Genomic DNA, 18,599 nt, shown 5'->3' on the forward strand with positions numbered 1-18,599 from the left:
GCGCCGGCTTACGGCCCGTCCCAGCCGTGCGGTGTCTGCCGCTGTTCCGGGCCGCGGACCTGCCGCTCCTGCCGGTCTCGGGGCGGTGCTTCCTCCTGCCCGGGGGCGGCAGCCGGTTCTGGCCGGTCTCCTCGGCCTCCGGCGGGCGTGCGTCCTCGGTGCCCGCCTTCCGGGAACGGGGCGCTTGGGTACGGGACTTGCCGCTGCGGGCCGTCTCGGCACGGGACTTGCCGGGGCGGGGCGCTTCGGTACGGGCCGCTCTCGTACGCGAAGCGCTCGTGCGCGCCTCCTTCTTGGAAGTCCGCTTCCGCGGGCTCACGGGAGCAGCCAATCGACGGGGCGCTGCGAGGGCTGGTGTATCGCGCCGTCGGCGATCGTCATGGACTCGAGCTTGTAGGGCGGGCCCTTCTCCGAGGACCACTCGTAACCGGACTTGGTCGTGGCCGACTTGTCCAGCTCGACCATGACCGCGACGGGCTGGCCCTCCTTGGTGAACTCGGCGCCGAGCTCGGCGTTGCCGAGGAAGCTGGAGACCTGCTGGCGGGTCTGGGCGCCCCTGCCGACCGCCTTGACACGGCCGCGCAGCACGCCGTACTCGTCCGGCGGGGCGGACTGCACGGTCAGGTCGACGGCGGCGCCCGGCGAGACGGTGGCACCGCTGCTGCCCGGCACGTACAGCATGGCGACGAGCGGCTCGTCGGGGCGTTCCACGCGCTCGACGGTCGCGATGTCCTTGCCGGGTGTGATCACGGAGCCGATCTTCGCCGTCAGCGACGTCATGCGGCCCGCGGAGACGGTACGAACTGCCTGGTATCCCTGGTCCGTTCGCACTTTCAGCACCGGCGTGCGGGCCGGCAGCATGCGGCCTTCCTCGGCCAGCACCTGCACGACCTGGCCCGAGACGGGGCTCTGCAGCACGTAGCTGCCCTTGGCGTGGGTGAGGACACCGGGCGCGTCCAGCTTCCCGGAGACCTTTCCGGTGACAGCCCAGTAGCCCGCTCCCGCCATGACGAGAACGGTCACGAGCAGCACGAGCCAGCCCTGCGGGCGCGCGTAGCGCACGGGCAGGTCGAGTTCCTCGGGGGACTGCAGCTTGGAAAACGCCTTCTGGCGGAACTGCACGGGGCTATTCCCTCAACTGCGTTCGTCGCTTTCAGGCATGACGCTTCCTTCGGGGCGGCGGGTGGGACGCCGGCTTCACCGGTGGAGCGGTCGGGCGCTCGGTACGGCGGCCGCCGACGTCAATTCGGGGACAGGGGTCACGAGTGTTCCACAACTGTCCGCGGACGCATCCGTGAGCCCCGGAACAGGCGGTTCCGGGGCTCACGATCACCCCACTCGGGTTCGGATGCTCCGAGCGGGACAGGCCGTGCGCACACGGCCCGGCCGCTCGGTCGCGACCTTCGCCTCAGAGACCGGCGAGGCCCGTCACCTGGGAGGTGTCGACACCGGTCAGGCCGGAGGCAACGCCGTTCACGGCGTCGGTGGTCTCGGAAACCGGGGCGACGGAGTCGGCGGTGCTCACGGCGGTGCCGACGACCGAGCCCAGGACGCCGCCCGAGACGTTGTCGAGGTCGTTGTCGGAAATCTCGCGGGTCTCGATGAAGTCCATGGGAGCTTCCCTTCGCTTCCTTTGTGTTCTCAATAACATCGGCCGGCTCGGGGAAAAAACCGTCCGGCCGTACGAGCGGTCGTCTGATGCCCGACGTCGGGAACCATTCGTTCAACTTCCGCGTCAGGGGCCGATCAAAGCATGCGTGCATGCCGCCCGGCCACTCACCCGTGCGCTCGTCCGGCGCCTATATGGCCGTTCAACTTCCTTGCGGTGCAGCCGCGTCCACGAATTCGTGGCGATCCCTTCACTTGTCACTCCTGCGGTGTCCGCACCTTCGGGCCGCCGGTGGAGCCCCAAGTGGACATTCCCGCATCAAGCTCACCGGGGTCCGTGTGCCCTGTCGCACATACGGGGAGGTGTGTGCCGTCCTTACGGACCAGTTGTGCAGGTTCGCTGAATTCCGTTTCAGGGAACGGCAGTTGCCATGGCCTGCACGGGTCTGACCTGCGGATGCGGGCTCTGTGGAGCGGATCCAGGGAAGGTGTGACTCGTGGTAATGGAAGAAATCCGCACCGGAGTCCTCCCGTAATACGAGCACCTAAGGAGGGGTAAGGGCGAAATGACGCGTTCAAATACTGAGACATGTGCGTGGGGTGCGCACGCGAATCACCGCCGGCTCCGCACACCCCTCCTGTCCTGGAATCCACAAGTGTCCCGGGATATCCACAACATGAGGCCTCGTCAGCCAAGTCTTCTGTCCGTACGGAAATGGTGCTGTTCGGTGTGCGGGGCGAGGTGCTCGTGTCCGGACCGTGAACGCGCCGTGCGGGTCGGACGTGGAGGACCGGAGCGGTGAGCCGTGGGACGCGTCAGAGCCGTGCGCATCCGGTGGCCTCGGTGCCGGCCGCCCGGGCGCCGGCCCCCGCGTCGGCCTCTGGAAGGTGCGGCCCGGGCAGGCCCGGTGGCGTGGGCGTGGTCCGCTGTGCGTGTGCCCGCGTGCACGCGGTGGTGAAGGAGCTGCCGACCCTATATCCCGCCGAGAGGACAAAGTCCAGGAAATCGGAAAGCCGTGCAGAACCGTGACGAATCCCGACCGCCTTCGTTGAACGTGTGCAGGTTGGTTGTGGGCTTCCCCCCACGTTGGCGACCGAGGCCTCGGGTTCATCCCCGGGGCCTCGGTCATTTTCACAGCGCCGTCTTTCACAACACCGTCGCCGGGCAGGATCGTTGAGGTGCGTCCCCGGGGAGCCGGGGAGTATCAGTGAGTGCCGTCCTGGAAGCGGAGCAGCTCCTTGCGACCGACCAGTCCTCCGACGCCGCCGCCGGCGCTGCGCCGGGCACGTGCCGCCGTCTCGGCCGTCTTCTTCGTGCACGGGGCCGTGTTCGCCTCGTGGGCCGCCCGTGTGCCCGCCGTCCAGGATCAACTCCACCTGTCGGCAGGCATGCTGGGGCTGGTGATGGCCGGGCCCGGCCTGGGGGCGCTGGCAGGCAGCCAGGTGGGCGGGCTGCTGGTGCACCGGCTGGGCAGCCGCGCGGTCAGTGCGTCGGCGCCGGTGTCGCTGTGCGTGCCGCTGGCCCTCGTTCCGGCCGCACCGTCGGAGTGGACGCTCATGGTCGTGCTGATGCTCCTCGGTGCCGCCGACGGATGCACGTCCGTGGCCATGAACGCTCAGGCCGTCGTCGTGCAGCGGCGGTACGGGCGCACCGTGCTCAACTCGATGCACGCCATCCGCAGTATCGGTGCCGTCGCGGGAGGGCTGGCCGGAGTGGCGACCTTCGCCCTCGGCCTGTCACTCGTCGCGCAGTTCGCCCTCATGGCCGCCGTCCTCGCCGTGCTCTCCGCGGTGGCTGCGTGCGGTCTGCTGCCGGACCGCGGAGCGGTCGACGCGGCGGACGCGGCGAGCGCGACGGACGGCGGTCCTGGCGCGGCCGGCGGTGCGGGCCCCGGCAGCGGTACCGGTGCGGGCGGCGGGTCCACGGCTCCGGCGGCGTCCGACGGGGAGCGGGAGCCGGGGCTGTCGAAGTCCGCGGGCGTGCGGCGCAGGTCGACCACGGTGCTGCTGCTCGCGCTGATGACGTTTCTGGCCGCGCTGGTGGAGGACGCCCCGGCGGCCTGGAGCGGTGTGTATCTGCGTCACATCGGTGCCGACGCGGCCACGGCCGCCGCCGGGTACGCCGCCTTCAGCGCGGGCAGCGTCGTGACGCGGCTCCTCAACGACCGCATCGTGAACCGCCTCGGGTGGGCGCGGCTGATACGTGCGGGCACGCTGTGCTGTGCCGCCGTACTGGCCGCGGCGCTGATGCTGGGGATTCCGGCGGCGGCGCTCGTGGCGCTCGTCGTCGCGGGCGCGGGGATCAGCGCGGTCTTCCCCGGTGCGTTCACCGCGGCGGGTGCGTTGCGCGATCCGGCGCCGGCGATGGGGCAGATCGGGTTCGCCGGCAACCTCGGCTGGCTGCTCGTCTCGCCGTTGATCGGCGGGCTGGCGACGCTCGTCGGGCTTCCCGGCGCTCTCGGTGTGCTGGTGCCGGCGTCCCTCGCAATCGCCGCGCTCGCATCGGTGGTGCGCCCCGGCACCGTCCGTACCACAGCCCCCACAGGTGCTCCCAGCGAGTTGCGGTGAACCGAAGAATCCTGCGCACGCGGCTATTTGACAAGCGCTTGTTCTGTCATGCTCATGGCTTCAACTGTTTCCGATGTTGCTCCACCTCTCCCCCCACGGAGGTATGAAATGCGTCGAAGACTTGCCGCGGGCGTCTTCGTTTCGTCCGCGAGTCTCCTCGCCGTCATCGGCACCGCCACAACCGCTGTCGCGGACCCGGCCGACAAGCCGCAGGTCCTCGCCAGCTGGACCCAGACCGACGCCGGGAGCCAGAACGCCTTCCTTGCCGCCAGGGCCGACCAGGGTTCATGGGCGGCCTACAACTTCGACTGGTCGACCGACGTCTGCTCCTCGTCACCTGACAACCCGTTCGGCTTCCCCTTCGAGAACGGCTGCATCCGGCACGACTTCGGCTACCGCAACTACAAGGCCCAGGGCACTTTCGAGGCCAACAAGGCCCGCGTCGACAGCGCCTTCTACGAAGACCTCAAGCGCGCCTGCGCCGGATACGACGGCGCGACGAAGGATTCCTGCAACGCCCTCGCATGGACCTACTACCAGGCGGTCGTGATCCTGGGCGTCAAGAAGGGCAGCCCGGTCGGCTGACCCGCCGCGCGACGAGGTCCGGCACCCGACAAGGCACGGCCGCCGGGCACAACGACGGGCCACAGCGACGGGCCACAGCGACGGGCACGGCAACGAGGAGAGCCAGCAGAACAGCGAGGCGAGGCGACGAGGCACGGCGCAACAGTGCGCGGGACGCCGCTCGGTAACGGCGGCGTCCCGCGCACTTCGTCATCTCGTCCTCACGTCACTGCCCGCACATCCGGCGGGGCAGCCGTGAGCGTCCCACTGCCGGACGGGTCAGACGCTGTCCGCCAGTTCCATGCGCCCCTGCATGCGTGCGCAGTTGGCGCAGCAGAAGAACCGCCCCTCGGCCTGCAGGCCGTGGCCAAGGATGCGGCACCCGCAGTTCTCGCAGATCGGGGCCATCCTCTGCGCGGCACATTCGATGCTGTCGAAGGTGTGCACCGCGCCTGCCGCCCGGACTTCGAAGGCGGCCTCGTAGTCGTTCCCGCAGACCTCACATACGGCCATGGCATGGCTCCTCGGGTGATGTGGTCGGTTTGACGGTCGGGAGAAGCGGAGGGACCGCTCCGAGGCGGAGACCGTCGGCCGTTGGCGGCCGGGCGGCCTCCGCGCCTGTGCGGGTCCTGTGAACAGCGGTCCTGGTGCCGGGCTGTCAGTCGGCGGACAGGGCCTCGACCAGTTCGCCGGTCGTGGCGTTCGGAAGGGACCGGGCCACGTCCGCGACGGCGACCATGCCGACGAGGCGGTTTCCGTCGATCACCGGCAGCCGGCGCACCTTGTGGCGCGTCATCGTGGCCAGGATCTCCTCACCGTCGTCGTCCGCGCCGATCGTGACGGCCTCTTCCTGATTGAGGCTGCCCGCCGGGAAGGAACCGGGGTCGCGTCCCTGGCCGAGCACCTTCACGACGATGTCCCGGTCCGTGACAACACCCTTGATCTTGTCGTCCGGACCGCAGATCGGCAGGGCGCCGACACCGTCCCGGGTCATTATTCGGGCGGCGTCGGCGGCCGACTGGTCCGACTGGACGCAGTCGGCGCCGGGGGTCATCAGTTCTCGTGCCGTAGTCATGTGAAAACTCCTGGACGACTGAATTCGTGCCGCGGCGCGGGCCCCTGGTGTCCGGTCTTCACGGACCGCGGGAACCGCGCCGCCGCCGGATCGGGTAGCACGTCCCCGCGGACTCAAACCCCGGCGGAAGTGGTGTGTCGGGGAGGCGGGGGCGAGTCCGGTACTCCGGAAGCCCCGGCCGGCGACGGATGCGGACCCGGCCCCGGACGCCCTTGCCCCACCGGCCCGGTCCCGGCTCCCGCACCGGACCCTGCCCGGCCCCGGACGCCCGCCGTGGGCCCGCCCCGGAAAACAGGAGACGCCCTGCCCGGCGGTGTGACCCGCCGGGCAGGGCGTCCGGGTGCTGCGCGCGTCCTGCGCCCGTCCCGCTCCGCGCTGCTACTGGACGACCTTGATGCGGTCCGCCTTCGGCGGGGCAAGCGGGTCGGACTCGGATGAGTGCTTGCCGAAGTACGCCTCCAGCGCCTCCAGGTCCGACTTGCCGACGAGCTTGTCCTTGCCCTCCTTGAAGACCGGGAAGCCGTCGTTGCCGCCCGCCAGGAACTCGTTCATCGCGACGCGGTAGGTCTTGTCCGGGTCGAGGGCCTCGCCGTCCAGCTTCACCGAGTCGGTCACGATGCGGTCCTTGCCGGACTTCGTCATGTCGAGCGTGTAGCTGAAGCCCTCGGAGACCTGGAGGATCTTCGGCGACTCCTCGTTGTTCCCGCTGACCTGCTGCTGGAGTGCGGTGATCAGCTGTTCGCCCGTCAGGTCGATCGCCGTCATCATGTTGGTGAAGGGCTGCACCGTGAAGCCCTCGCCGTACGTCACGACACCGTCGCCCTCGTCCTCCGACGCCTTGTAGACGAGGTCGGAGCGGATGCCGCCGGGGTTCATCAGGGCGAGCTGCGCCCCGCCCTTGTCCTCCGGAGCCATGAACTCCAGCTGCGCGTCGCCGATCACGTCGCCCAGCGGCGACTCTGGTGACTCGGCGCCGCGGCCGTCGATGTCATCGGAGATGTAGCCGATGGGCTTGTCGGCGATGGGGTCGGCCAGCTTGCCCCAGCGCTTGATGAGGGAGGTCATGTCCTCGGCCTTGGCCTGCTCGCGGCTCACCACGTGGTTGGCGGACTTCACGCCCGTACGGACGATGTCGCCGCTGCGGCGGTCGTACGTCAGCGTGGTGTCCGTGTAGAGCTTGCCGAAGGAGGAGGCGGAGGTGACGGTGCGGGGGTTGCCGGAGGGGTCCGGGACCGTGCACGCGTACGCCTGGTGGGTGTGGCCGGTGACCAGCGCGTCGACCTTCGGGCTGATGCCCTTGGCGATGTCGGTGATCGGGCCGGAGATGCCGTCGCCCGGGCCGGGGCTGTCGCAGTCGTAGTTGTACTCGGGCTTCTCCGGCGTGCCGCCCTCGTGGATGAGCGCGACGATGGACTTCACGCCCATCTTGTCGAGCTTCTTGGCGTACTTGTCGACGGTCTCGATCTCGTCGTGGAACTTCAGGCCCCTGATGCCCTCTTCACTGACGATGTCCGGCGTGCCTTCCAATGTGACGCCGATGAAGCCGATCTTCACGCCCTTCTTCTTCCACACCGAGTAGGGCTTGAGAATCGGGCGTCCGGTCTTCTCGTCCGTCACGTTCGCCGCGAGATAGGGGAAGTCGGAGCCCTGGAAGACCTTGCCCTCCTCGGAGCAGCCGTCCTTGGGATGGCAGCCGCCCTCCTGGAGACGTTCGAGCTCCGCGCGGCCCTCGTCGAACTCGTGGTTGCCGACGCCCGCGACGTCGAGGTCCATCTTGTTGAACGCCTCGATGCTGGGCTCGTCGTGGAAGAGGCCGGAGATCAGCGGGCTCGCTCCCACCAGGTCGCCCGCCGCGGCGGTGACGCTGTACGGGTTGCCCTTGCGGGCCTTGCGCAGGGACGTCGCCAGATACTCGGCGCCGCCCGCGGACACCTTCTCGGTGGAACCGTCGGGCTTCTGGTGGGAGACCTCACCGGAGGAGCCGGGGGGCGGTTCGATGTTGCCGTGGAAGTCGTTGAACGAGAGCAACTGCACGTCGACCGTGCGTCCTTGGCCGTGCCCGCGGTCGCTGCTCTCCGCGCCCGCGGGCATCGCCGCCGAGAGCACGCCGGCGGCTGCCGCGAGCGCCGCGGCGCATGCGGTCAGCCGGCTGAGGCGTCTGCGCCGTTGAGGTTTCACGGTCATCGAGGTTCCCCTTCCCCTTCTCTGGTCTGCCCGAGCGCTCGCAGCCTACGGTCAACGCGCGTAGTCCGTCAGGAGGGTTGCGGTAACGACAGGGTTGCGGGCGGTGGAGCGGCTCATGTCACCCCTTCGTCCGGACGCGTCCGGCAGGACCGCCGGCGATGTCCGCCGGCGGGGGAGCCGGTGTCCGTTTCAGGCGTTAACCTCTGCATCATCCGCGCGGACGGTACGAGCAACAGCCCCCAGCGGGGCGGAACTTGTGGCGTCCTTCCACGAGGGGGCACAGTTGAGCAGCGAAGGGCCGGGGCACCGTACGTCCGAGGACGTACGGGACAGGATCGACACGAGCATCACGCACACCGCCCGCGTGTGGAACTACTGGCTGGGCGGCAAGGACCACTACGAGGTCGACCGCGAGACCGGCGACCAGATACGCAGGCTCCACCCGGGCATCGGCGAATACGCCCGGGCCGACCGGCGCTTCCTGGGGCACGCCGTGTCGCATCTGGCGGGGGAGCTCGGCATCAGGCAGTTCCTGGACATCGGCACGGGCCTGCCGACGGCCGACAACACCCACGAGGTGGCGCAGCGGGTCGCGCCCGACAGCCGCGTCGTGTACGTGGACAACGACCCGATCGTGCTCGTGCACGCGCAGGCGCTGCTCACCAGCACCCCTGAGGGGAGGACGTCCTACCTCGACTGCGACCTGCGGGACGTCGACACCATCCTCGAACAGGCCGCGCAAACACTGGACTTGAGCCGTCCCGTGGCGCTCATCCTGCTCGGCGTGGTCATCTTCATCGAGGACGACGAGGAGTCGTACGCCATCGTGCGGCGGCTGATGGACGCGCTGCCGGCGGGCAGTCACCTCGTCCTCTCGCACACCATCACCTCACCGGAGATGCCGGACGTGGATGCGGCCGTCGCGTTCTGGAACGCGAACGGGACGCCGAAGCTGACCCAGCGCACTCCCTCGCAGGTGGAGCGCTACTTCGACGGGCTGGAGCTGCTGGAGCCCGGCGTCGTCGCCTGCTCCCGCTGGCTTCCGGGGACGAGGCTCGACGCGGAGGACGTGGCGATGTACGGGGGCGTCGGCCGGAAGCCGTAACCGCCCGTCCGGAGTGTGCCGCGCCTCCGCTGCGCGACGCCCCGACCGGCCCCGCAGCCCTGGGAATCCACTCGGTGGCCGCGGGGCCGACGCGTGTCCGGGGCGTGCGCAATGCGGCCTGGCTGCGCGGGGAGTCCGCGGGCGGGGCCGGGCGCTCACGGGCGCGGCCCCGCCCGAGAGCGCGAGTACGTTCCGTGTGCCTTTCCCCATGACCGGACGCACGTTCCGGGGAGCGGGACACGGGCGGGCGCCCGTGTTGCGCCGTATGGCGGCGCGGCCGCGCGGGCACCTCCGCACCCCCATATATGTGGGTTTGTCGACTTTCTCTGAGAAAGCGAGAGCCCGCCATGAGCACGTACATACGTCACGCCACTCTGGTCACCGCCACGACTGTGCTGCTGGGGGTCGTCGCCGGCTGCGGCAGCCAGCACGGCCACCGGCAGGGGGAGGGCCGCGGGGACGATGCCGCGGCGAAGAGCGAGGCGTCCGCGACGGCCTCGCAGCGGCCGTTCACGCTGGTCGCCACCGGGGACATCCTGGCCCACGACTCCGTCATACGTCAGGCCCGCACGGACGCCGCCGGCTCCGGATACGACTTCCGCACGATGCTCGCGGGCGCCAAGCCTGTGGCGTCGAAGGCCGACTTGGCGATATGCCACATGGAAACCGTCTACGGCCCCCGAGGCGGCCCGTTCACCGGATACCCCGCATTCAAGACGCCCCCGGACGTGGCCGAGGCGATCAAGGAAACCGGCTACGAGAGCTGCTCGTCGGCCTCGAACCACACCATGGACGACGGCATGGACGGCGTCCGCCGCACCGTCACCGAGATGGACAAGGCGGGCCTGAAGCACGCCGGTTCGGCGGCGTCGGCCCGCGGACGCAGCCACATCACGATGATGAAGGCGGGCGGCGCGAAGGTCGCCCAACTCGCGTACACCTACGGAACAAACGGCCTCCCCGTACCGAAGAACAAGCCGTGGGCCGTGAACCTCATGGAGCCGAAGCGGATCATCGCCGACGCCCGCGCCGCCCGCCGGGCCGGTGCCGACGTCGTCGTGACGAGCATGCACTGGGGCACCGAGTGGCAGCAGGAGCCCGACAGCCGCCAGAAGAAGCTGGCCAAGCAGCTCACGGCCTCCCGCGACGCCGCCGGCCGCAAGGACATCGACCTCATCATCGGCACCCACGCCCATGTGCCGCAGCCGTACGAGAAGGTCAACGGCACGTGGGTCGTCTACGGGATGGGCGACCAGCTCGCGGGCAAGATGAACGACCCGCGCGGATCGATGAGTTCGGCCGCCCGCTTCACGTTCGTGCCGCCCAAGGCGGGCAGGCCGGCGGCCCACGCGGACGGGGCCCGGGACGCGAAGGGCCACAAGGATCACAAGGGCCGGAAGGGTTCCAAGTCCGGAAAGGACGCGGCGAGTCAGGGGCGCGCGGGCGAATGGTCGGTCAGGAAGGCCGAGTACATCCCCTTCTTCGTCCAGAACTCGCCCCGCATCAGCGTCGTCGACCTGAGCCAGGCGAACGCCCGCGACGCGGGCACGGGCCGGGCGGAGGCGTTCCGCACGATACGCAAGGCGGTGCTCAGCAGGGGTGCCGACAAGCAGGGCCTGCGGATGGGGCATTGACCCGCACAGGCCGTTGAAGCCCGCGCGGCATTGACGCGCGCGGGCCGTCGCCCGTGGCGGCTGCGGGCCCCGAACGTACCGGGGCCCGCACGCCTGTTCAGGACTGCGGGGACGGGAGGCGAGACCGACTCGTGCGCCGAGCCGAGCCGGGCGGGGCCGGTTGCCGTCCCCCCGAGGAACCGAGGAACCTCCGGAGCGGCTGCCGGGATTCCCGAACGGCCGGCCGGATTCAGCGGGCGAACTCGGGTACACGTCGCCATGACAGGTGTGAGACCGCGGGAAAGCCCCGTCCGACGGGCCGGATCGGTTCAGCAGACGGTCTTCCCGCGGGCGATGCACGCCTGTTGCACCGATCCGACCCGAGTACGGGCCGTTCCAACGGGTTTTCCGTTGTTTCTCTCGTGTTCCTCTTGTTTTTGTTGTTTCTCTCATTTCTGTTGTTTTTCTCGCTGATCCGCTCTCATGATGCTGGCGAGAATTGTTCCTGTTGGTGGGCGATCGGTCGGGGTTGCCGCGCGCATTCGCCGGGGCGGCCGCGCACGGAGGCATTGCCCGGCGTCACCCGTGCGTTCCGCTCACCAGCGGCGAAAGGAATGCGGGGGGAGAAGTACAGGCGCGGAACCAGCCCTGCGCCCACTGCGGTGCCTGCGCCTCCGTTTGACGGCACAACGGAATCGCCCGGCCTCCGCGCCTGGAGAAATCGCAAGTCACAGGCTTATTGAATGAGCGCCGATGGCTGTTGCCGCGGCGATTGAAACAGGCTCTCAACTTCCTTCTGCCCGAGCTTCCCACTCAGGGTGACGGCATCTACACTGACGCCGCGTCAGCCCGCTCCACTTGTCATCGATAACTGAAAGTTGCGGTCAACCTATTGAGTACCGAATCTTTAACAGACCGGACAGGGTTCAGACGCCAGACCGTGTGGCCGGCCGCGCTTTTGCTCGCGGCTGTCGCGGTCATCGCGCAGATGGTCAGCTGGTGGACGAGGTCCCCCGCGGTAATGGCGAGCGGATCCGTCGCGGCCGTGGGACTTCTGGCGTGCCTGCCGCACCTCTGGCGGATGCACCGTGAGGACATACGCCATGCAGACCGCTGCACGGAGCAGGCCGAGCAGGTGCAGCGCGCCGCCGACCTCCAGGTCGGCTCGGAGAGGGCGCGCCTGACGGAACAGTGGCAGACCTGGTCGCAGTCCCAGTTCGAAGCCTTCCACGAGTCCCTCGAGACGTGGTGCCGCGATCTGCACGTCGTGCTCACGGAGCGGCGCAAGCCCGACTCCCCCCTCCCCAACCTGAGCCCCCAGACGGCGAAGCTGCTCAGCGGCGCGCTCGACGAGGTCGACGAGGAGCTCGTCGACATCCAGGACGCCTGTGAGCACGCGATCGTCTTCCTCGCCCAGCGGCTCCAGACGGGCGGTCTCCAGATCCAGGAGAAGGCCGGCGCGCTGATCGACCGGCCGGAACCGGGACTGCCCGAACTCGGCATCGAAATCGACCACTTGGCGACGACCTTCGCCCACCACGCGCAGAGCCTGCGCATCCTCGGCGGTTCGTGGACCGGGCAGCAGTGGCAGGAGACGGTCCCCCTCACGGACATCGTCCGCGCCGCCGGCGGCCAGATCACCGACTACCAGCGCGTGGTCATCGGCGGCGATCCCGACCTGGGCGTCAAGGACTTCGCGGCCGAATGGCTCATCCACCTCGTCGCGGAGATCCTGGGGAACGCGACTACCTACAGCCCCAGCAGCAAGGAGGTCACCGCGCAGCTGGAGGCCGTTCCGTCCGGAGCCGTCATCCAGATCGACGACCGCGGTACGGGCATGACGGAGGCCCGCCTCCAGAAGGCCCTCGAACTCGTCGCCGGCCCGCGCGACGTGAGCATCCGCGACCTCCAGACCCCGCAGGTGGGCCTGGCGGTGGTCGGCAACATCGCACGCCGGCTCAAGATCAGGGTGAGCCTGGGGCGTTCACCGTACGGAGGCATCCGCGCCGTCGTACTCGTTCCCATGGACCTCCTCGAAGCGATCGACCCGGTGTACACGATGCCCGTGCCCGAAGGCACCGCCGGCCGGGAGGCCGAAGAACCGGTGGCGGAGCAGACCGAACACGCCGAGCGGAGGGAGAACCCCCTCCCGGTGCGCCCCCGTCCGCAGGAGGCCGCGCCGGTCCGTACGCCGGCGCCCGCTCCCGAGCCCGCCCCCGAGCCCGCTTCCGCGTTCACCCGGGAGCGGACCGAGAGCTCCGCGGACCCCTCGGGTCCGGAAGCTCCCGCCGTGGGCCTGCCGCGCAGGCGCTCGCCGCGCAATTCACGCCCCGCCGCTCCCGTCGAGACAGAGCAGACCAGTGTCGGCAGCGACGAGGACCCGGAAGCCGCCGCTTCCTTCATGAGCTCCTTCGTGCTGGGAGGCCGGACCTCTTCGACCGATGATGAAACCGATTCGCCCCAGGGGGACGACCACCGATGAGTCACGAAGCAGCCGCGCACGACCAGTCCTGGATGCTCAGTGACGTAGCTGATGTCCCCGGCGTCCAGCACGCGGTGGTCCTCAGCGCCGACGGGCTGGTCCGCGCCCGTACGAACGACCTCGGCGTCGACGAGGCCGACACGCTCGCCGCGGCGGCGGCCGGGCTCCAGTCGCTGGGCGTCAGCCTGGCGGGGCGCTTCGGCGAAGGCGGACTGAAACAGCACATGGTCGAGTGGAAAGGCGGCTTCCTCTTCCTGCGCGGAGCAGGGGACGGGTCGCGCCTCGCGGTGATCACCAGCAACAAGGTCGACCCGGGAGTGATCGCCTCGCAGATGGTGCTCCAGGTGCAGCGGTTCGGCGACCACCAGGGCAGCCCGCCGAGGAGGCACTCAGCGACGTGACCCGACCGAGAGGACCGAGAAGGGGACCTGTGCGCCCCTACGTGCTGACCGGCGGGCGCGCTCGCCCTCGTCAACGGCTGGCGGTCGAGACGCTGCTGGAGTCCGTCGACCCCGACGGCACCGAACTCCCGGTGACCGCCAGCCGGCAGGAACGGATGCTGTGGCAGATGTGCCGCAACAGGCTCTCCGTGGCGGAGTCCGCGGCGCACCTGGGCCTGTCGGTCAGCGTCGTCACGATCCTCGCCTGCGACCTGATCGACGCCGGTTACCTGACCACTCGTTCCCAGGTCCCCAAGGCGCAGCTTCCCGACGTGCACATACTCCAAGAGGTACTGGATGGACTCCGCAGACAACTCAGCGCCTGAGAGGCGCTACCTGGCACCCACTGTCGACCAGGCGCTGAAGATCCTCGTCGTCGGCTCGTTCGGGGTGGGCAAGACGACGCTCGTGGGGAGCGTCAGCGAGATCGATCCGCTGCGCACCGAGGAGACCATCACCCAGGCCAGCACCGGCGTGGACGACCTCACCGGACTGTCGGGGAAGACCGCCACGACCGTGGCCATGGACTTCGGGCGGATCACGCTCAGCTCCCGGATGGTGCTCTACCTCTTCGGCACGCCCGGCCAGCGCCGCTTCTGGGACCTGTGGGAGGGGCTGGTCATCGGGTCGATCGGGCTGCTGGTGCTCGTCGACACGAGAAGGATCGAGGACAGCTTCGAGATTCTCGACCAACTCGACGTGCGGAGCCTCCCGTTCGCCGTCGCCATCAACCAGTTCCCGGATTCGGCTCACTACAGCGAGGCGGATCTGCGCGAGGCGCTCGACCTGCTTCCGGAGACTCCGCTCGTCCACGTCGACGCCCGCGACCGTCATTCCTCGACGCAGGCACTGATCTCCCTCGTCGAGTACGCCGCCCGCATCAAAGCTCAGGAGAAGGTTGCGTGACCACACCGGCACCGACGCGTCCCTTCGACTCCGGGACGCTCGTCTCGCTCACGGACATCACCCAGTCCAGAGACCCGCACCGCATCTACCACCAACTCCGTCTCCAGTACGGCCCGGTGGCCCCCGTCGAGCTGGAGCCCGGGGTGCCCGGGTGGCTCGTGATGGGTCTCGAACAGCTGCGCATCATCACCGAACGCGAGGCGCTCTTCTCGCGTGACGCGCGCAACTGGCGGGACCTCAACGACGGCATCGTGTCCCCCGACTCGGGGCTGCTGCCGATGATGGCCTACCGGCCCAACGTCATCGGCGCCGACCAGCAGGAGCACCGGCGCCTGCGGCAGCCCCTGGACGACGGAGTCGGACGCATCAACCACCGCGCGCTGCGCCGTCAGGTGCAGGGCATCTGCAAGGAACTCATCAACACCTTCGCCCAGTTCGGCAAAGCCGACCTGGTCGCCGACTACGCGGCGTACGTGCCGATGCTGGCCGTCGCGAGACTCTTCGGGCTCGACACCCGTCAGGGCCACGAGCTGCGCGCCGCCCTGATCGCGCTGTTCAGCAGCCAGACCGACTCCCAGGTCGGCAACCGCAGCTTCGAGCAGATCCTCTTCGACACCCTGCGTGAGCGGCAGGCGAACCCGACCGACGATCTGACGACCGCCCTGATGAACCACCCGAACCTTCAGGACGATCCCGAAGTCCTCCAGTCCATGGTGGTGATGATCTCCGCCGGGAACGAGACCACGACCTGCTGGATCGCGCACACCCTCTACCGGATGATCACGGACACCTCGTTCGACGACCGTCTGCGCAGCGGCCAGCTCGGCGTGGACGACGCCCTCGACGAGGTGTTGTGGCGCGAACCGCCCATGACGCACATGCCCGCGCGCTACGCGCTGCGCGACATCGAACTGGGCGGCCAGTTCATCCGCCACGGCGACGTGCTCATCCTCGGGCTCTCCGCCGCCAACTCGGACCCGGCTCTCGCGCCGGGCGGACACCGTCCGGCCAACAACCGTGCGCACGTGGCCTATTCGGCCGGACCGCACATGTGCCCCGCGCAGGACACCTCCCGCGTGATCACCCGTACCGCCGTGGACACCGCGCTGCACCTGCTGCCCGGCCTGCGGCTGACCGTCACGCCCGGCGAGGTCACCTGGAACCCGTCGCCGTGGACCCGCTGCCCGACCCGACTGCCCGTCGCCTTCGCCGTACCCCACGAGATCCGCACCGCGCCGGCATCCGCCGCCCGTCCCATTGGAGAGACCGTATGACGGCCGACCAGGCATCATCCGCACCGGGCGTACCCGTCCTGGAACTGGACCCCCACGGCCGCGACCACCAGGGGGAGGCCGCGAGACTGCGCGGGCTCGGCCCGGTGGTGCGCGTGAAACTGCCGGGGGACGTGGAGGCGTGGAGCGTCACGCGCCACAACCTCCTCAACGACCTGGTGATGGACCCGCGCATCTCCAAGGACTGGCACAACTGGGGCGCCATGCAGCGGGGCGAGATCCCCGACGACTGGCCGCTGATCGGCATGGTCAAGGTCACCAACATGGTGACGGCGGACGGCGCCGAGCACCGCCGGCTGCGCAAGCTCGTCAGCCAGACCTTCACGGCACGCCGCGTGGAGGATCTGCGGCCCCGCACCTCCGAGATCGTCGAGAACCTCCTTCAGGCGCTGCCGTCGCACGCGGACCCGGACGGCACCGTCGACCTGCGCAAGCACTTTGCCTACCCGGTGCCCATGCAGGTCATCAGCGATCTCTTCGGCATCCCGGACCACGAACGTCCGGAGCTGCGCGAGGCGGTTGACAAGATCTTCCGCTCCGACCTGTCCCCGGAGGTCGTCGGCGCGAACCAGATCGCCGTCTACCAGTTGCTGGCCCGCGTCGTCGAACTGCGCGGCAGGGAACGGGGGGACGACCTCACCAGCGCCCTCATCTCCGCACGGGAGGCCGAGCCGGACGCGCTGACGCCGGAGGAACTCGTCGGCACGCTCCTCGTGATGCTCTCGGCCGGGCACGAGACCACGCTCAGCCTGATCGTGAACGCCGTGCGCGCGCTGCTGACGCACCCGGACCAACTGGCCCTCACCAAGGGCGAGGAGGACATGTGGCCCGCGGTGGTCGAGGAGACGCTGCGGTGGGAGGCGCCCATCGGCAACTTCCCCTTCCGGTACTCGACGGAGGACATCGAGATCGCCGGTGTCACCATCCCGGCGGGCGAGCCGATCATGGCCCCGTACAGCGCGGTCGGCAGGGACCCGCAGCAGCACGGCCCCGACGCGGACACCTTCGACATCAGCCGCGAACAGGCACGGCACCTCTCGTTCGGGCACGGCGTGCACGCCTGTCTCGGTGCACCCCTCGCGCGGCTGGAGGCGACCATCGCGCTGCGTGAACTCTTCGCGCGCTTCCCGGACATGATCCTCGGAGCCGTACCGGGGACCCTCGACCCGGTGCCCTCGATGTTCTCCAACAGCGTCACCACGCTGCCCGTACGGCTCGGCCGGCCGGCGGGTTAGCCCCTCTCCGGCCGGTCTTGGGCGGCGGCGGGGGCGGCGGGCGGTGAGCCCGGCCGTCCCTCCCGCGGCCCCGGCCGGGGGGACTCGACCATGGGCCGCTCCAGCCGGCCCGGACCGTACGGGGAGGGGGAGCAGGGGCACGTCGCGCGTCTGCCCACGTACGGACCGAACTCGCACGTCCGCACGCAGCAGCTGCCAGAAGCACCACCGAGGTTCTTCACGGAAGGCGCGACGACCATGCTCGACGGACAGGAGTACCCGGACGCGGAGGCATCCCCCGGAGGCGAGCCGGGTGGGGGCCCGGCGGCTCGCATCGGAGCCCCGCGCATCACCAGGACCGGGAGCGGTCCGAAGACCCGGGCGGCGGCCCGGACCCGGCCCCGTCCCCCGTCCCGGATCCGGGCCTGGCCCCGGCCCCGGGCCTGGGCGGAGAACGGGACCGGGAACGGGACCCCGGCGGTCGGGAAGCCGGCAGGGGAGAAGGCGGCAGGGGAGAAGGCGGCGGGCGACGCGGCGCCCGGGAACCAGCGGGGCCTCGTGGCGGCGCTGAGCCGGCTGCCCGCCCACCTGTGGCGCGAGATCTTCATCAGCTACCGCTTCAACAGCAACGACCTGTGGTCGACCGTCGTACCCGCGTCCTGCTTCGTCGTCGCGGCCGTACGGAACGCGGGGCTCGGGCCGTTCGCCGCCGCCGTCACCCTGGCGGGGGCCGTGCTGTACTTCTGGCTCTTCATCTACGGGTCGAGCCTCATCAACCAGATAACAGGCGTGGAGGAGGACAGGCTCAACAAGCCCTTCCGTCCCCTGGTCACCGGGGACAGCACCATGCGCGGGGCGAAACGCCGCCTGGCCGCCGTCCACGTGCTCTTTCCCGCAGTCGGCCTGCTCCTGGGCGTGGTGGAGTGGGCTCTGCTGTGGCAGCTGCTGTTCATGCTCCACTACGCGTGGGGAGGCCACCGGCACTGGTTCGTCAAGAACCTCCTGATCGCCCTCGGCGTCGTCTCCCAGCTCGCCCCCGCCTGGCAGATGGTCACGCCCCTCACGACGACCGTGTGGCACTGGATCCTCACCATGGCCGCGATGACGTTCCTGATCATCGGCGTCCAGGATCTGCGGGACGTGGAGGGCGACCTGACCCTGGGACGGCGCACGATGCCCGTCGTCCTCGGCGACCTTCCCTGCCGCCTCTACTTCGCCGGCAGCTTCGCGGTGCTGCTTCCCGTCACGCACTTCGTGATGGTGGAGCCCGCCGGGTTCCACTGGTGGACGGCCGCCATCGACGCGGCACTGGCCGGCCTGAGCCTGCTGCTCGCCGCCCGCGTCCTGCTGCTGCGCACACCGGCGCAGGACCACCGCACGCAGCGGTTCGTGGAGTGGTGGTACACCTTCGTCCTCGCCACCGCCGTCGTGCTGCTGTGAACGCCCGCCCTGCCGGTGCCCGGACGTGGGTCTCCGGGTACGCGGCCGTGCCTCCGGGTACGCGGCTACGCGTCACAACGGAAACGCAGCAGCAGACACGACAGCCGA

At 69.7% G+C, this 18,599-nt stretch carries 16 protein-coding genes; 11 read left to right on the forward strand and 5 right to left on the reverse strand.

Going from position 1 to position 18,599, the window contains the following annotated elements:
- Window positions 1–315: 315 nt before the first annotated feature.
- Window positions 316–1,122 carry an HlyD family efflux transporter periplasmic adaptor subunit gene (locus EV375_RS22310; RefSeq protein ID WP_130301200.1) on the reverse strand — a complete coding sequence of 269 codons (807 nt, stop codon included), beginning with the start codon at window positions 1,120–1,122 and terminating at the stop codon, window positions 316–318.
- A 286-nt stretch (window positions 1,123–1,408) separates the two neighbouring features.
- The gene (locus EV375_RS22315; protein WP_028436646.1) at window positions 1,409–1,612 is read right to left on the reverse strand and encodes a hypothetical protein; all 204 of its coding nucleotides are present in this window, start codon (window positions 1,610–1,612) and stop codon (window positions 1,409–1,411) included.
- A gap of 1,235 nt (window positions 1,613–2,847) precedes the next feature.
- Between EV375_RS22315 and EV375_RS22320 the strand changes: the two genes are divergently transcribed.
- Both EV375_RS22320 and EV375_RS22325 read left to right on the forward strand, forming a co-directional pair.
- The gene (locus EV375_RS22320; protein WP_165434797.1) at window positions 2,848–4,176 is read left to right on the forward strand and encodes an MFS transporter; all 1,329 of its coding nucleotides are present in this window, start codon (window positions 2,848–2,850) and stop codon (window positions 4,174–4,176) included.
- Between the two features lie 108 nt (window positions 4,177–4,284).
- Entirely contained in the window at window positions 4,285–4,761 is a 477-nt protein-coding gene (locus EV375_RS22325) for a phospholipase (RefSeq protein ID WP_130301202.1), read from the forward strand.
- Between the two features lie 258 nt (window positions 4,762–5,019).
- Here the strand turns inward: EV375_RS22325 and EV375_RS22330 are convergent, their stop codons facing one another.
- The 3 genes from EV375_RS22330 to EV375_RS22340 form a co-directional block, all read right to left on the reverse strand.
- A complete protein-coding gene (locus tag EV375_RS22330; RefSeq protein ID WP_130301203.1) occupies window positions 5,020–5,253 on the reverse strand; it encodes a hypothetical protein in 234 nt (77 codons plus the stop codon).
- 145 nt (window positions 5,254–5,398) lie between these two features.
- Window positions 5,399–5,815 carry a CBS domain-containing protein gene (locus EV375_RS22335; RefSeq protein ID WP_055484138.1) on the reverse strand — a complete coding sequence of 139 codons (417 nt, stop codon included), beginning with the start codon at window positions 5,813–5,815 and terminating at the stop codon, window positions 5,399–5,401.
- Between the two features lie 378 nt (window positions 5,816–6,193).
- Window positions 6,194–7,999, reverse strand: a complete 1,806-nt coding sequence (locus EV375_RS22340) for a bifunctional metallophosphatase/5'-nucleotidase (protein ID WP_130301204.1) — start codon at window positions 7,997–7,999, stop codon at window positions 6,194–6,196.
- Between the two features lie 283 nt (window positions 8,000–8,282).
- On the opposite strand from EV375_RS22340, the gene EV375_RS22345 reads away from it, so the two are divergent.
- The 9 genes from EV375_RS22345 (at window position 8,283) to EV375_RS22385 (ending at window position 18,491) form a co-directional block, all read left to right on the forward strand.
- Window positions 8,283–9,104 (forward strand): SAM-dependent methyltransferase, encoded by an 822-nt coding sequence (locus EV375_RS22345; protein WP_486588640.1) that lies wholly within the window; start codon window positions 8,283–8,285, stop codon window positions 9,102–9,104.
- Between the two features lie 347 nt (window positions 9,105–9,451).
- Window positions 9,452–10,738: a CapA family protein gene (locus EV375_RS22350; protein WP_130301206.1), complete on the forward strand. Its 1,287-nt coding sequence runs from the start codon at window positions 9,452–9,454 to the stop codon at window positions 10,736–10,738.
- Between the two features lie 1,000 nt (window positions 10,739–11,738).
- A complete protein-coding gene (locus tag EV375_RS22355) occupies window positions 11,739–13,199 on the forward strand; it encodes an ATP-binding protein (protein WP_165434798.1) in 1,461 nt (486 codons plus the stop codon).
- Window positions 13,196–13,600, forward strand: coding sequence for a roadblock/LC7 domain-containing protein (locus EV375_RS22360; protein WP_130301208.1), 405 nt, complete (start codon window positions 13,196–13,198; stop codon window positions 13,598–13,600). The genes EV375_RS22355 and EV375_RS22360 overlap by 4 nt, the downstream gene beginning before the upstream one ends.
- Before the next feature lie 29 nt (window positions 13,601–13,629).
- Window positions 13,630–13,965, forward strand: coding sequence for a DUF742 domain-containing protein (locus EV375_RS22365; RefSeq protein ID WP_130301209.1), 336 nt, complete (start codon window positions 13,630–13,632; stop codon window positions 13,963–13,965).
- Complete coding sequence (locus EV375_RS22370; RefSeq protein ID WP_055484145.1) at window positions 13,937–14,545, forward strand: GTP-binding protein; 609 nt, start codon at window positions 13,937–13,939, stop codon at window positions 14,543–14,545. Before EV375_RS22365 ends, EV375_RS22370 begins: the two co-directional genes overlap by 29 nt.
- Window positions 14,542–15,819 carry a cytochrome P450 family protein gene (locus EV375_RS22375; RefSeq protein WP_486588641.1) on the forward strand — a complete coding sequence of 426 codons (1,278 nt, stop codon included), beginning with the start codon at window positions 14,542–14,544 and terminating at the stop codon, window positions 15,817–15,819. The genes EV375_RS22370 and EV375_RS22375 overlap by 4 nt, the downstream gene beginning before the upstream one ends.
- On the forward strand, window positions 15,816–17,072 hold the full coding sequence (locus tag EV375_RS22380) for a cytochrome P450 (protein WP_130301210.1): 1,257 nt from the start codon (window positions 15,816–15,818) through the stop codon (window positions 17,070–17,072). The genes EV375_RS22375 and EV375_RS22380 overlap by 4 nt, the downstream gene beginning before the upstream one ends.
- A gap of 90 nt (window positions 17,073–17,162) precedes the next feature.
- Window positions 17,163–18,491 (forward strand): UbiA family prenyltransferase, encoded by a 1,329-nt coding sequence (locus EV375_RS22385; protein WP_486588642.1) that lies wholly within the window; start codon window positions 17,163–17,165, stop codon window positions 18,489–18,491.
- Window positions 18,492–18,599: the final 108 nt, after the last annotated feature.

The sequence above is a fragment of the Streptomyces sp. CNZ301 genome, from assembly GCF_004217425.1.